The 14,080-nt window shown below is 71.3% G+C and carries 11 protein-coding genes; 4 read left to right on the plus strand and 7 right to left on the minus strand.

Annotation, left to right across the window (positions count from 1 at the left end):
- The first annotated feature begins 41 nt into the window (after positions 1-41).
- Positions 42-545 carry an LURP-one-related/scramblase family protein gene (locus tag ABT026_RS15745; RefSeq protein ID WP_351114971.1) on the plus strand — a complete coding sequence of 168 codons (504 nt, stop codon included), beginning with the start codon at positions 42-44 and terminating at the stop codon, positions 543-545.
- A 221-nt stretch (positions 546-766) separates the two neighbouring features.
- Positions 767-2,935, plus strand: a complete 2,169-nt coding sequence (locus tag ABT026_RS15750; protein ID WP_351114972.1) for a YncE family protein — start codon at positions 767-769, stop codon at positions 2,933-2,935.
- Positions 2,936-3,032: 97 nt separating this feature from the next.
- Here ABT026_RS15750 and ABT026_RS15755 read toward each other — a convergent pair whose 3' ends face one another.
- Positions 3,033-3,836, minus strand: a complete 804-nt coding sequence (locus tag ABT026_RS15755; protein WP_351114974.1) for a carbon-nitrogen family hydrolase — start codon at positions 3,834-3,836, stop codon at positions 3,033-3,035.
- Positions 3,837-3,982: 146 nt separating this feature from the next.
- Here ABT026_RS15755 and ABT026_RS15760 point away from each other — a divergent pair, with 146 nt between their 5' ends.
- Positions 3,983-4,807: a maleylpyruvate isomerase family mycothiol-dependent enzyme gene (locus tag ABT026_RS15760; RefSeq protein ID WP_351114975.1), complete on the plus strand. Its 825-nt coding sequence runs from the start codon at positions 3,983-3,985 to the stop codon at positions 4,805-4,807.
- Positions 4,808-4,917: 110 nt separating this feature from the next.
- On the opposite strand, the gene ABT026_RS15765 is transcribed toward ABT026_RS15760, so the two are convergent.
- Together ABT026_RS15765 and ABT026_RS15770 are read right to left on the minus strand one after the other, a co-directional pair.
- On the minus strand, positions 4,918-6,252 hold the full coding sequence (locus tag ABT026_RS15765; protein WP_351114976.1) for an MFS transporter: 1,335 nt from the start codon (positions 6,250-6,252) through the stop codon (positions 4,918-4,920).
- Entirely contained in the window at positions 6,249-6,899 is a 651-nt protein-coding gene (locus ABT026_RS15770; RefSeq protein WP_351114977.1) for a GntR family transcriptional regulator, read from the minus strand. The genes ABT026_RS15765 and ABT026_RS15770 overlap by 4 nt, the downstream gene beginning before the upstream one ends.
- A gap of 221 nt (positions 6,900-7,120) precedes the next feature.
- Here ABT026_RS15770 and ABT026_RS15775 point away from each other — a divergent pair, with 221 nt between their 5' ends.
- Positions 7,121-8,047: a D-alanyl-D-alanine carboxypeptidase family protein gene (locus tag ABT026_RS15775; RefSeq protein ID WP_351114978.1), complete on the plus strand. Its 927-nt coding sequence runs from the start codon at positions 7,121-7,123 to the stop codon at positions 8,045-8,047.
- Positions 8,048-8,117: 70 nt separating this feature from the next.
- On the opposite strand, the gene ABT026_RS15780 is transcribed toward ABT026_RS15775, so the two are convergent.
- The 4 genes from ABT026_RS15780 to ABT026_RS15795 form a co-directional block, all read right to left on the minus strand.
- Entirely contained in the window at positions 8,118-9,584 is a 1,467-nt protein-coding gene (locus ABT026_RS15780; protein ID WP_351114979.1) for a dihydrolipoamide acetyltransferase family protein, read from the minus strand.
- A gap of 14 nt (positions 9,585-9,598) precedes the next feature.
- Entirely contained in the window at positions 9,599-10,606 is a 1,008-nt protein-coding gene (locus ABT026_RS15785) for an alpha-ketoacid dehydrogenase subunit beta (RefSeq protein ID WP_351114980.1), read from the minus strand.
- Between the two features lie 2 nt (positions 10,607-10,608).
- Complete coding sequence (gene pdhA / locus ABT026_RS15790) at positions 10,609-11,811, minus strand: pyruvate dehydrogenase (acetyl-transferring) E1 component subunit alpha (RefSeq protein ID WP_351114982.1); 1,203 nt, start codon at positions 11,809-11,811, stop codon at positions 10,609-10,611.
- Positions 11,812-12,300: 489 nt separating this feature from the next.
- Positions 12,301-13,971, minus strand: coding sequence for a protein kinase domain-containing protein (locus ABT026_RS15795; protein WP_351114983.1), 1,671 nt, complete (start codon positions 13,969-13,971; stop codon positions 12,301-12,303).
- Positions 13,972-14,080 lie beyond the last annotated feature (109 nt).

The following is a 14,080-nucleotide window of genomic DNA, read 5'->3' on the forward strand; positions in this document are numbered from 1 at the left end:
CCACCGCGTCCGGAGCCCTCCGGTGGGGAACTCCATCACCCATGAGACTCGTGGTGCGCGAACGCTTGGTCGCCGTGGGCGACGACTACTGGATCGAGGACGAGAACGGCAACAAGGTCTACCTGGTCGACGGCAAGGCCATGCGGCTACGGCAGACCTTCGAGCTGAAGCACGGCCGGACGGACGCGGTGCTGCTCGGCATCCACCAGAAGATGGTGGCCCTCCGCGGCACGATGGTGATCGACCGGGACGGCGAGACGCTGGCCACCGTGCGCCGCAAGCGGCTCTCGCTGCTGCGGAACCACTACACGGTCACCATGGCGGACGGCACGGAGCTGAACGTCAGCGGCCGGATCGCGGACCGCGAGTTCGCCGTGGAGCACGAGGGCGAGCTCCTCGCGGTGATCTCCCGCCGCTGGCTGACCCTGCGCGACACCTACGGCATCGACATCGTGCGCGAGGACGCCGACGCCCCACTCCTGGTCGCGGTGGCCATCAGCGTGATCCGGCTGGCGGAGAAGGACCACGGGGGCGGTGACGACTAGGCCCCCGGCGGTGGACTCCGCCTCCGAGGAGGAGATGTGACGAAGGCGAGGGGATTCCCAGGGGAAACCCTGTTCTCCGTTGTCGCAGGCACGTCATATGCTGCCCTCGGCAGTCGCGCCCCGCGTGCAAGGCGCCCCGCTCGAAGGGCGGCCTCACGCGTGTGTTCTCGCGCGACCCTCGCGCCCGGCGATCACCGGGTTCCCTGGGGGGTACACCACCTGTGCGCAGGCGCAGCATCTCCACCGCGACGGCTCTGGCCGTCCTCTTCAGCTCGGCGGCACTGACCGTCACCGCGGCCGGCACCGCCTCGGCCGCCGCCTCCGTCGCCGCTCCCGGCGGCATGGTGGCCCACGCGGGCCTCCAGCGTGTCTTCGTCGCCGACCGCAGCGGCGGCAGCATCACCGCCGCCGACTGGTCCGGCGGTCTGATCAAGAAGGTCTCCGGCCTTCCCGGGGTCACCGGTCTGGTGCTCTCCGACGACGGCTCCACCCTGTACGCCGCGGCCGAGGACAGTCACGAGATCGTGGCCCTCGACGCGGGCACGCTCGCTGTCACCGACCGCTGGACCATCGACACCACCGAGGGTCCGCGGGGCATCGCCTTCACCTCCGGCAAGGTCTGGTTCAGCTACGGCGACCAGTGGTCCGGCAACCTCGGGTCGATCGACCCCGACTGGACGGCGCCCGAGCCGCCGGTCGAGCCGACCGAGCCTCCCGCGGAGCCGACCGAGCCGCCCGTGGAGCCGCCGGTCGAGCCCACCGAGCCTCCGGCCGAGCCGACGACGGAGCCCACCACCGAGCCCTCGGGCGAGCCCGGCACCGAGCCGACCGAGCCCGTCGTGGAACCCACGACCGAGGCGCCGGCCGAGCCGGTCACCGAGCCCGCCGCGGGCGGGTTCTCCACGGCCGGCGAGGAGGACGGCCAGGTCAGGATGGGGCTCTCCCCGCGCGGCGGCATGTGGTACGACCCGGCCGACCTGGACACCGATCCCTCCTCCCCCGGCCTGCTGGCCATGGGCGAGATGGGCATCAGCACCGGTTCCCTCGCGGTCCTGGACGTCTCCTCGGGCGATGCCGAGGAGGTCGCCTACCACCACGGCGACTACTCGCTGAACTCCGGCGTCGGCGACATCGACCTGGTGCCGGGCGGCTCGCAGGTCCTCGTCAACGGCACCCAGCGGCTGTCCTACGCGAACGGCAGGTTCGCGACCGCCGGCACGTACTCGGCCGGCGGCTACGACGCCGAGGTGAACAAGGACGGCACCGTCGCCGCCTTCGGTGGCGAGACCATCTCCGTCTTCGCGCCCAACGGCGCCAAGCCGCTGCGCACCCTCTCGGCCGGCGGCGCCACCGCCGACGTCGCGTGGGCGCCGGACGGCTCCCGGCTGTTCGCCCTGGTCGGCGCGTCGAACGGGTCGTACACCCTGAAGGCCTTCACCGGCCCGAAGCTCAACGTCCCGACCCTGACCGTCAGCGCTCCCTCCAAGGGCACGCGGGGCACGAAGCTCACCGTCACCGGCAAGATCACGGCGACGGTCCCGCTGCCGACCGGGGTGAAGCTGTCGGTCGCCCGTATCGACGTGTCCAGCCCCAGCGGCAAGGCGCTCGCCTCGGTGACGGCCAAGGCGGACGGCACGTTCAGCTTCACGGACACGCCGCCGGCCGGCGGTGACGTGGTCTACCGGGTCACCTACGCGGGCGACGCCACGCACACCTCGGTGGTCAAGTCGGACACCGTGGTCATCCCGCGCTCCTCGACCTCGCTGACCCTGAACAACAACGGCAAGGTCTACTCGTACGGCAAGGACGTCACGTTCACCGCCCACCTGGGCACGACGTACTCCAACCGCACGGTGGAGATCTGGGCCAACCCCTACGGCTCGGACAAGCCCAACACGCTGCTGAAGTCCGCCAAGGTCAACTCCAGCGGCAACATCTCCGCGGTCGTCGACATGAAGCGCGACACCACGGTGACCGCCGTGTTCAAGGGCGACGCCAAGTACGCGTCCAAGACGGTGACGTCGGTCGGCTACGCCAAGGTCAGCATCTCCAACAGCGTCTCCGGCCACTACAAGACCGGCTACGTCGGCTCGCACAACTACTACTGGTTCCGCAAGACCAAGGACCCGCTCGTCAGCACCACGATGAGCTACTACACGGGCCGCAAGGTCCGTTACGACATCGAGGTCTACTACGACGGCAAGTGGTACTCCGGCGCCTCGCAGTACTTCAAGCTGAGCAGCACCGGGAAGATCACGGTCAACCTGGGCGCCTCCGGTGAGGCCGGCATCAAGGCCCGCGTCCGGACGAACTACATCAACAACTCCTCCGGCGACAACGTCAACTCCACGACGTACGGCTCCTGGAAGTACCTGTACTTCACCAACTGACGCCCCTCACGCCACGACGCCGCGTCCCGGATCCCCGGTGCGCGGCGTCGTGCTGTCGGAGGTGCGCTGTCGAAGGCGTGCTGTCGAAGGCGTGCTGTCAGAGGGAGGGGCGGGGCGGCGTGGGGAGGCCCAGGCGGCGGTCCTTGAGGGCGGGGAACTGCTCGCGCGTCGCGGCGACCCGCGCGGGGTCGAACTCCACGGTGAGGACCTCCTCGTCGGGGCCCGCCTCGGCGAGGACCTCGCCCCACGGATCCACCACGATCGAGTGACCCGCCTGCGGAACTCCGGCGTGCGTGCCCGCCGTTCCACAGGCGAGGACGAAGCACTGGTTCTCCACCGCCCGCGCGCGGGCGAGGAGCGTCCAGTGCCCGCGCCGCCGCTCCGGCCACCCGGCCGGCACCACCAGCGTCTGCGCACCGGCGTCCACCAGCGCGCGGAAGAGTTCCGGGAAACGGAGGTCGTAACAGGTGGCCAGCCCCAGGGTGGTCCACGGGAGTTCGACGGTGACCAGGTCGCCCCCCGCGCCCATCAGCACGGCCTCGCCCTTGTCGAAGCCGAAGCGGTGGATCTTGCGGTAGGCGGCGGCGAGGTCGCCGGAGGGCGCGTAGACCAGCGAGGTGTTGTAGAGCGTGCCGTCGTCGGCGCGTTCGGGGACCGACCCTGCGTGCAGCCAGACGCCGGCGTCGCGCGCGGCCTCGGACATGGCCTCGTGGGTGGGGCCCTTCAGCGGCTCGGCCCAGGTGTCGAAGTCGTCGAAGGCGAAGGCCCCGGTGGTCCACAGCTCCGGCAGGACGACCAGGTCCGCCCCGGCCTGCTCGCGCACCAGTGCGGAAGCCCGCTCGCGGCGCCCCTGGACCGATTCGCTCCCGTCGACACGCATCTGGAGAAGAGAGGCGCGCACCGTACCACCGCCTTGGCCGTCGTGATGTCCACCCGGCTCTACGATCGTCACACGAAAGCTCTGCCGGGGTACCTCCCCGCAGCGTAACTTAGCTTTCCAAGACGCTGGCACTGCCCGAGTTCCAACCGCCCGAGGGGTCCCGTTCCGTGAGTCTGCATCCTGCCCTTCAGCCCTACGCCGACGCCTGGACTCACTCGATCGAGGCGATATCCGAGCTGGTGCTGCCCCTCGTGGAGGGCGAGTGGAACCGGCGGACGCCCTGCCCGGGATGGTCCGTCCGCGACCTCGTCTCCCATGTCATCGGGCTGGACTGCGAGATGCTCGGCGACCCCCGGCCGATCCACTCCCTGCCGCGCGACCTCTACCACGTGACGACCGAGCACCAGCGGTACATGGAGATGCAGGTCGACGTCCGGCGTCACCACACGGCGCCGGAGATGACCTCCGAGCTGGAGTACACGGTGATCCGCCGCAACCGGCAGCTGCGCAACGAGAGCCGGCAGCCGGACGCGGTGGTGCGCGGTCCCCTCGGGCGGGAGATCACGCTGGAGGAGTCGATGCGCTACCGCGCCTTCGACGTCTGGGTGCACGAGCAGGACCTGCGGGCCGCGCTCGGCGTGCCGGGGAACCTGGACTCGCCCGGCGCCCAGGTGGCGCGCGACTACCTGCTGGACGCGCTGCCGGAGGTGGTCGCCGAGCGGGCGGGCGCACCGCGCAGCTCGGCCGTGGTGGTGGACGTGCACGGTCCGGTGGAGTTCCTGCGCACGGTGCGGGTCGACATCCGCGGCCGCGGCACGGTGGAGACGGCGCCGGCGCTGGGCCCGGCGGCGACGCTGACGCTCGACTGGGAGACGTACGTGCTGCTCGCCTGCGGCCGGGTGAAGCCGGCCACGGTGATCGACCGCGTCAAGCAGGAGGGCGACCTCGACCTGACCGCCGCGATCCTGAACAACTTCACCGTCACCCAGTAGCCGGCGAGGGAGGGGCGGGCGGCGGACCGGAGCGGGCCGAGCCCCTCCGGGCGACCGCTGCCGCCCCTCGCACCGGACCGGGCCGGTCCACGGCACCGGACCGGGCCGGTCTACGGCTTGTGGACCGCCGCGACCCGCCCCGGGACCACGGCCCGCTCGCGCTCGCGGCGTGCCGTCGGCCGCCACAGCCGCACCATCTGCGAGGCGCCGAGCAGCTGCACCGCGAACACCACGCAGAACGCGACGCGGTAGTCGTCGCCGGTGGCGTCGAGCAGGACGCCGATCCCCAGCAGGGTCGTCATCGACGCGGTGAACCCGCCGATGTTGGTGATCCCGGACGCGGTGCCCGCGCGTTCCGCCGGGTTCGCCGGGCGGGAGAGGTCGAAGCCGATCATCGACGCCGGTCCGCACGCCCCGAGCACCAGGCACAGCAGCGCGAAGACGGCCAGTGGCGCCCTGCCCGGCCAGGCCAGCAGCACCGCCCACACCACCGCGGTGGCTCCCACCGTGCCGAGCGCGAGCGGCATCCGCGCCCCGTGACGGCGGCCGATGATCTGCCCGTACACCACGCCGATCATCATGTGGGCCAGCACGATCACGGTGAGCAGCGAACCCGCCTTGGCCCGCTCCATCCCCTGGTCCTCGACCAGGAACGGCATGCCCCACAGCAGCAGGAAGACCATGCCGGGGAACTGCGTGGTGAAGTGCGTCCACATGCCGAGCCGGGTCCCCGGCTCCCGCCAGGACTCGGTGATCTGCCGCCGGACGTAGGCCACGCCCCGGTGCGGGGCCGGCGGGGTGTCGTGCCCGTCCGGGTGGTCCTTGAGGAAGAGCAGGGTCAGCACCAGCACCACCACGCCGCACAGCGCGCTGCCGACGAACGACGCCGTCCACCCGAACTGGGTGAGCGCCCGGGAGAGCACCAGCGTGGAGACGACGTTGCCGCCCTGCCCGATGAGACCGGCGAGCTGCCCGACCAGCGGCCCGCGCCGCGCCGGGAACCAGCGGGCGCCCAGCCGCAGCACGCTGAGGAAGGTGAGCGCGTCGCCGCAGCCGAGGAGCGCGCGGGAGACCAGCGCCATGCCGTACGAGGGCGCCAGGGCGAACCCGAGCTGGCCCAGCGTGAACAGCACGCAGCCGGCGACCAGGACCTTCTTGGTGCCGAACCGGTCGACCAGCAGGCCCACCGGTATCTGCATCGCGGCGTAGACCAGCAGTTGCAGCATGGAGAACGTCGAGAGCGCGGAGGCACTGACGTGGAAGCGCTCCACCGCGTCCAGGCCGGCCACGCCCAGCGAGGTGCGGAAGAGGACGGCCACGAAGTAGACGGACAGGCCCACCGCCCAGACGGCGACGGCCCGCGTCCCGCCCGGCGGGTCCAGCGGCGGCAGGGCGTCCCCGGTCCGCGCGGCGTCGGCCTCACGGGCGGCCGGCTGCTCGCTCATCGGGCCTCTCCGCGCGCCAGGTGGGAGAACCAGCTGACGTGTCCGTGCACGACCGCGACCGCGCGGTCCGCGTCGCCGGCGCGCAGCGCCTCCAGGATCTCCCCGTGCTCGACCAGCGTCTTGGCGGCCCGGTCGGGATGCGAGTGCATCACCGCGACGCCCATCCGCAACTGCCGGTCGCGCAGCTGGTCGTAGAGGTGGGAGAGGATCACGTTCCCGCCGCTGCGGACGATCTCGGCGTGGAAGCAGCGGTCGGTGACCGCCGCGGCGGCGTAGTCGCCGGCCGCCGCCTGCTCCCGCTGCCGTTCCAGCAGCTCCTCCAGGCGGGCGATCAGCTGCGGGGAGGCGGGAACCGCCTTGCGGGCCGCGTGCTCCTCCACCAGCAGCCGGGTCTCCACCACGTCCGCGATCTCCTGGGCGGTGACCGGCAGGACCAGCGCGCCCTTCTTCGGGTAGAGCTTGATCAGCCCCTCCACCTCGAGCCGCAGCAGCGCCTCCCGCACCGGGGTGCGCGACACCCCCACCGCCTCGGCGAGTTCGCCCTCGGTGAGGAGGCTTCCCCCCTCGTACCGCCGGTCGAGAACCGCCTGCTTGACGTGGATGTAGACCCGCTCGGCGGCGGGCGGCTGCTTCAACGGCACGGTCATGCGAACAGCATAGATACAAGAAGGGCGCATCCCTGGTCCGCATCCGGCATGCGGACGGACGGCTATCCACCCCCAGTCACCGCAAAATCCAGAAATTACCCCCGTCTCCCGCGCAACCCTTGGCCCTCGCCGGTCGTCGGACATCACGCACCGCCGTATCCCGCGGCGGCGCCCTGCCCCGGGGACAGTTCAGGGGCACATCACATCCGGGGGTTCCCTACGTGAAGACCGGCATCAGGAGCCGTCGCCCGCGCAGAGTCGCGGTCTCGCTCGTCACCGGGGGCGCGATGCTCCTCGGCGGGACGCTCGCCTCGGCGCCCGCGCATGCCGCCGCCGCGCCGCCGCTGAAGAACGTGGCCTCGCCGTCCATCGCCGCCAAGGGCGGCTTCGTGATGGAGACCCAGTTCGGGCGGACCACCTACAGCAAGAGCGCCGACACCAAGCGGCCCACCGGCTCCACCACCAAGATCATGACCGCCAAGGTGGTGCTCAGCCAGTCGAACCTGAACCTCGACTCCAAGGTGACCATCGCCCAGGACTACCGGGACTACATCGTCAGGAAGGGCGCCTCCTCGGCGAACCTGGTGGTCGGCGACAAGGTGACCGTGCGTCAGCTGCTCTACGGGTTGATGCTGCCGTCGGGTTGTGACGCGGCGTACGCGCTGGCGGACAAGTACGGCACCGGCACGACGCGGTCGGCGCGGGTGAAGTCGTTCCTGGGCAAGATGAACTCCACCGCCAAGAGCCTCGGCATGACCAACACGCACTTCGACTCGTTCGACGGCATCAGCAACGGCTCGAACTACTCGACGCCGCGGGACCTGACCAAGCTGGCCCGCAGCGCGATGAACAACACGACCTTCCGCACCGTGGTGAAGACGAAGTCGTACACCGCGAAGACGGTCACCAAGAGCGGCTCCACCCGCACCATGGGCACCTGGAAGAACACCAACCCGCTGCTCAGCAGCTACAGCGGGGCCATCGGCGTGAAGACGGGCTCGGGCCAGGTCGCCGGCTACTGCCTGGTATTCGCGGCCACCCGCAACGGCAAGACCGTGATCGGCACGGTGCTGGGCTCGACGTCCTCGTCCCAGCGCACCACCGACGCGACCCGCCTGCTCAACCACGGCTTCGCCCGCGTGGGCTGAGCCACCCGGACAAAAAAGGAGCCCGCCGCGCTGTCGCGCGGCGGGCTCCTTCGTCCTGCTCGGGGAACCGTCAGGCCCAGGTGACCAGACGCCTCGGCTGCTCCAGGACCGCGGCGATGTCCGCGAGGACCTTGGAGCCGAGCTCCCCGTCGACCAGCCGGTGGTCGAAGGAGAGCGCCAGGGTGGTGACCTGACGCGGCTTGACCTTGCCCTTGTGCACCCAGGGCTGCAGCTTGACCGCGCCGAAGGCCAGGATGGCGGCCTCGCCCGGGTTCAGGATCGGCGTGCCCGTGTCGACGCCGAAGACGCCGACGTTGGTGATGGTGACCGTGCCGCCCTGCATGTCCGCGGGGGACGTCCGGCCCTCGCGGGCCGTGGCGACCAGGTCGCCCAGCGCCCCGGCGAGCTCCGGCAGGGTCTTGGCGTGCGCGTCCTTGATGTTCGGCACGATCAGACCCCGCGGCGTGGCGGCCGCGATGCCCAGGTTCACGTAGTGCTTCTCGACGATCTCCTGGTTGGCCTCGTCCCAGGACGCGTTGATCCCCGGGTTGCGCCGGATCGCGACCAGCAGCGCCTTGGCGACCAGCAGCAGCGGATTGATCCGCAGCCCCGCCATGTCCGGGTCCTGCTTGAGCTCCTGGACCAGCTTCATCGTGCGCGTCACGTCGACCGTGACGAACTCGGTGACGTGCGGGGCGGTGAAGGCGGAGCCGACCATCGCGGCAGCGGTGGCCTTGCGGACGCCCTTGACCGGGATGCGCGTCTCCCGCGCACCGCCGGACACCACGGCAGGCGCCGCGCCCGCCGTGGCAGGAAGGGGAGCGGCCGGAGCCGCCTGCGGGGCCGGAGCCGCCGGGGCCGGGGCCTGCACCTCGGGAACGGCGGCGGCCGCAGCGGCCTGCACGTCCGCCCGGGTGATGATCCCGTCGGGACCGCTCGGGCGGACCGACCACAGGTCGACCCCGAGGTCCTTCGCCAGCTTGCGCACCGGCGGCTTGGCCAGCGGGCGGTCCGGCCCGCCGGGCACGGCCGGGGCCGCGCCGTTGCCGTTGACCGGCGCGGGGGCGGGGACCGCGGCCGGGGCGGTGGCCACCTCGGCGACGGCCACGGCGGGGGCCGTGCCGTTCTTGCGCGGGCGGCGGCGCGTGGAGGACTCCACCACGCCGTACCCGACCAGCACCGGCTGGCGGCCCTGCGGCTTGGCCTCCTCGGCCGCGGCCGGAGCCGGGGCCGCCGGGGCGACGGGCTGCTCGGCGGCCGGGGCCGCCTCGGGCTCGGCGGGCGCGCCGCCGGCCACGTCCACGGCGATGATCGAGGTGCCGACGTCGACCGTGACGCCCTCCTCGAAGTGCAGCGCGCGCACCACCCCGTCATACGGGATGGGCAGCTCCACGGCCGCCTTGGCGGTCTCGACCTCGCAGACGACCTGGCCGTCGGTGACGGTGTCACCCGGCTGGACGTACCACTTGAGGATCTCGGCCTCGGTGAGGCCCTCGCCCACGTCGGGCATCTTGAACTCGCGCACAGAGGTGCTCATGTTCCGGCCTCCTCTCAGTACGCGAGCGCGCGGTCGACGGCGTCGAGCACGCGGTCCAGGCTGGGCAGGTACTCCTCCTCCAGGCGGGCCGGCGGGTACGGGGCGTGGTAGCCGCCGACCCGCAGCACGGGCGCCTCGAGGTGGTAGAAGCAGCGCTCGGTGATCCGGGCGGCGATCTCCGCGCCGGAACCGAAGAAGACCGGCGCCTCGTGCACCACGACCAGCCGGCCGGTGCGCTCCACCGACGCCTGGATCGCGTCGAAGTCGAGCGGGGAGACCGACCGCAGGTCCAGGACCTCCAGCGAGCGCCCCTCCTCGGCGGCCACGTCGGCGACCTCCTGGCACAGCTTCACCATCGGGCCGTACGCCACCAGGGTGAGGTCGCTGCCCTGGCGGACGACCTGGGCCTTGTGCAGCGGGCCGGGGATGGCCTCGGTGTCGACCTGGCCCTTGTCCCAGTAGCGGCGCTTGGGCTCGAAGAAGATGACCGGGTCGTCGCTCTCGATCGCCTGCTGCATCATCCAGTAGGCGTCCGCGGCGTTCGACGGCGTGACGATCTTCAGGCCGGCGACGTGCGCGAACAGCGACTCCGGCGACTCGCTGTGGTGCTCGACCGCGCCGATGCCGCCGCCGTACGGGATGCGGACGACGACCGGCAGCTTGACCTTGCCCAGCGACCGGGCGTGCATCTTGGCGAGCTGGGTGACGATCTGGTCGTACGCGGGGAAGACGAAGCCGTCGAACTGGATCTCCACGACGGGCCGGTACCCGCGCAGCGCCAGACCGATGGCGGTGCCCACGATGCCGGACTCGGCGAGCGGGGTGTCGATGACCCGCTCCTCGCCGAAGTCCTTCTGCAGGCCGTCGGTGACGCGGAAGACGCCGCCGAGCTTGCCGACGTCCTCACCCATGATCAGGACCTTGGGGTCGGTCTCCAGGGCCTTGCGCAGCGACTCGTTGATCGCCTTGGCGATCGCCAGGTTCTTCAAGGACTCACGCGCCTTCACGGACTCGACTGCCATGGTCAGACCCCCTCACCGTCGGAGAACGACGCCTGGTAGGCGGCGAACTGGGCGCGCTCCTCGTCGACGAGCGCGTGACCGTCTGCGTAGGCGTTCTCGAAGATCGCGAACCTGTCCGGCTCGGGCATGTTCCGGACCGCTTCGCGCACCCGCTTGCCCAACGCCTCGCTCTCGGTCTCCAGTTCCTCGAAGAACCCCTCGTTCGTGTCGGTTTCGGCGAGGAGGTACGCGCGCAGGCGGGCGATCGGGTCCTTGGCCTCCCAGGCCGCCCGCTCGTCGTCACCGCGGTAACGGGTCGGGTCGTCGGAGGTGGTGTGCGCGCCCATACGGTAGGTGAAGGCCTCGACCAGGGTCGGGCCCTCGCCGCGGCGGGCCCGCTCCAGGGCCTGCTTGGTCACCGCGAGGCAGGCCAGCACGTCGTTGCCGTCGACGCGGACGCCCGGGAAGCCGTAGCCCTGGGCGCGCTGGTACAGCGGCACGCGGGTCTGGCGGTGGGTGGGCTCGGAGATCGCCCACTGGTTGTTCTGGCAGAAGAACACCACCGGCGCGTTGTAGACGGCCGAGAAGGTGAAGGCCTCCGCCACGTCGCCCTGGCTGGAGGCGCCGTCGCCGAAGTAGGCGATGACCGCGCTCTCGGCCCCGTCCTTGGCGACGCCCATGGCGTAGCCGGTGGCGTGCAGGGCCTGCGAGCCGATGACGATCGTGTACAGGTGGAAGTTGTTGCTGTTGGGGTCCCAGCCGCCGTGGTTCACGCCGCGGAACATGCCCAGCAGGTTGGCCGGGTCGACCCCGCGGCACCAGGCGACGCCGTGCTCGCGGTAGGTCGGGAAGACGTAGTCCTCGTCGTTCAGCGCGCGCCCGGAGCCGATCTGGGCGGCCTCCTGGCCGAGCAGCGAGGCCCACAGGCCCAGCTCGCCCTGGCGCTGCAGGGCGGTGGCCTCGGCGTCGAAACGCCGGGTCAGCACCATGTCCCGGTACAGCCCGCGCAGCTCGTCGGGGGTGATGGAGTCGACGTAGCCGTCGTACTCCGGGTTGCTCACCCGCTGCCCCTCGGGAGTCAGCAGCTGTACGAGCTGGGGCTCCGCCGGAGCGGAGTCGGCCGCCTGGGCGGTCTTCTTCGCCGCCGTCCGGCCACGGGACGTCCCGGCCTTGCCTGAGGCGGCGCTGCGTCGCTGGGTGCGCGCGGCGGTGCTCTCCACGGTCACGTTGCTCCTCCGTCGTCCGGTCCCCGGGGTTGCCGGGTGACCTGGGGTGCCCCCCTCGCCCTTTGGGACGCGGGGTAACAGTTCCGCCTGGCCCCGACAGCGCGCACGGGGTGGGTGCCCTCGGCCGGTAGCAGGCGTGACAGTGCCCCGGCGAGCGCCCTACGAGAAATCACGTTACCCGCGGCTCCTCATTTCTGGGAAACCGCGCCTGACCTGGGATTTTGATTGGATTTCCAAGTAAAAGAACTCGGAAGTCCGACCATCTCCCAGAAGTCGGGAAGAACCGCTGGTGGCAGCCTTGGAACGGCCCGCAGGTGGCCGGAACATCGCGCACCGTATAACGGACACGGTCCTCATGGAAGACTCCGTACGGCTCTTTTTCTCCTCATTCGTGCCAGCCTTTCCCGGATCGCACGAAGTTCCCTAGGGAAAAGATCGAGGGGCGGAGGAGCGCATACGCTCCTCCGCCCCTCTTTCTGTACTGGTCGGTCAGCCCTCGGTGCCGGCCACGTTCCCCACGATGGTGCCCTCGGCGCTTCCCTCGGCGGCGCCGGTGTCGCCGGTGCTGCTGCCGGTGGAGCCGTCCACGGTGCCGGTGTCGCCGGTGTCGCCGCTGGTGGAGCCGTCCGCAGTGCCGGTGTCGCCGGTGTCGCCGCTGGTGGAGCCGTCCACGGTGCCGGTGCTGTTGGTGTTGCCGCCCTTACCGGAGTTCCCGCCGCTGCCGCTGTTCCCCGGCTTCGGGGACTCGGGCTGCTGGGAGGGCGTCGACGACTCCTGCTCGCGCGGGGTGTCGCCCCAGCCGCCGCCGGTGCTGGTGTCCGTGTTCTCCTCCTCCTGGCCGGAGGTGTCGTCCGGAGCCTCGGACTCCTCCTCGGGTGCGGAGGTCTGCGAGGTGGCCGTAGGCGTCGGCTTGTTCTTGCCGGTCGGGGTGTCGTTGAGATTGTTCATGGCCAGCGCGACGCCCGCCACCACGGCGATCACCGCCAGCGCGGCGAGCAGCAGCAGCTTGCCCTTGCCGCCGCCCGACCCCCCGGGGCCTCCGGTGTAGCCGCCGTCGTCCCCCGGGTTGTACGAGGGGATCATCGGCTGCGGGATCTGCGTCGTCGACGAGCCGGCGCCCGGACCGCCGCCGTGCGGGAGCATCGCCGTCGCCGCGGTCGCGCCGGCGCCACCGCGCGGGCCTCCGTTGGCGAGGACCGGTCCGGTGTTCCAGGTGCCGGTGTAGCCGCCCTGCTCGTAGAGCATCTCCAGGGCGTACTGGACCAGCCCGCGCATCTCCTCCGCGGTCTGGAACCGGTCGTCCGGGTCCTTGGCGAGGGAGCGCATCACCAGACCGTCGAGCTCCGGCGGCACCTGGTTGCTCACGCCGGACGGAGGCAGCGGGATGTCCTGGACGTGCTGGTAGACCACCGACAGCGGCGTCTCGCCGGTGAAGGGCGGCCGCAGGGCCAGCAGCTCGTAGAGCAGGCATCCCGTGGCGTACAGGTCGGAGCGGTGGTCCACGGCCTTGCCGAGGGCCTGCTCCGGCGACAGGTACTGCGGGGTGCCCATCACCATGCCGGTCTGCGTCATGGTCGACTGCGCGCCGTGCAGGGCGCGCGCGATGCCGAAGTCCATGACCTTGACCGCGCCGTTGTGCGTGATGATCACGTTGGCCGGCTTGATGTCGCGGTGCACGATGCCGTGCTGGTGCGAGTACGCCAGCGCCTCGAGGACACCCGAGACGATGATCAGGGCCTGCTCGGGCCCCGGCGCCTCGGACTCGATGAGGAGCTCGCGGATGGTGCGGCCCTCGACCAGCTCCATCACGATGTACGGGACCGAGGACCCGTCCGTCCTGTCCTCGCCCGAGTCGTACACGGCGACGATGGCGTGATGGTTGAGCCCGGCCACCGACTGGGCCTCGCGGGTGAAGCGCGCCTTGGACACCGGGTCCTCGGCGAGGTCGGCGCGGAGCAGCTTCACCGCCACGGTCCGGCCGAGACGCACGTCCTCGGCGGCGAACACCTCGGCCATACCGCCGCGCCCGAGTCTGCGGGTCAGCCGATACCGGCCGTCGCCCACCAGTCCGCCGTTGCCCCAATTATCCGGCGCGTCAGACATGCCGCCGCCGGCCGCCTCGGGATCGGACGGGCCCTGAGCGGGATGCTGCTGTGCCATCAGTCCTCGCCGTCTTTCTGCCCGCGATGCGTGCAGGGTTGTCGCGGTCTCCGTCAGCCACGCTACAGCCTTCCCGCACCCCTCCGTCCGGGGTCGGACCCAGGTTCCG

It is taken from the genome of Streptomyces sp. NPDC002734, assembly GCF_040295685.1.
Classification (GTDB): domain Bacteria; phylum Actinomycetota; class Actinomycetes; order Streptomycetales; family Streptomycetaceae; genus Streptomyces.

Bases quoted from the DNA above. Each gene is read 5' to 3' on its own strand.
- ABT026_RS15745 (WP_351114971.1), top strand. From the start codon at position 42: ATGAGACTCGTGGTGCGCGAACGCTTGGTCGCCGTGGGCGACGACTAC.
- ABT026_RS15765 (WP_351114976.1), bottom strand. From the start codon at position 6,252: ATGAGCGAGCAGCCGGCCGCCCGTGAGGCCGACGCCGCGCGGACCGGG.
- ABT026_RS15770 (WP_351114977.1), bottom strand. From the start codon at position 6,899: ATGACCGTGCCGTTGAAGCAGCCGCCCGCCGCCGAGCGGGTCTACATC.
- ABT026_RS15780 (WP_351114979.1), bottom strand. From the start codon at position 9,584: ATGAGCACCTCTGTGCGCGAGTTCAAGATGCCCGACGTGGGCGAGGGC.
- ABT026_RS15785 (WP_351114980.1), bottom strand. From the start codon at position 10,606: ATGGCAGTCGAGTCCGTGAAGGCGCGTGAGTCCTTGAAGAACCTGGCG.
- ABT026_RS15795 (WP_351114983.1), bottom strand. From the start codon at position 13,971: ATGGCACAGCAGCATCCCGCTCAGGGCCCGTCCGATCCCGAGGCGGCC.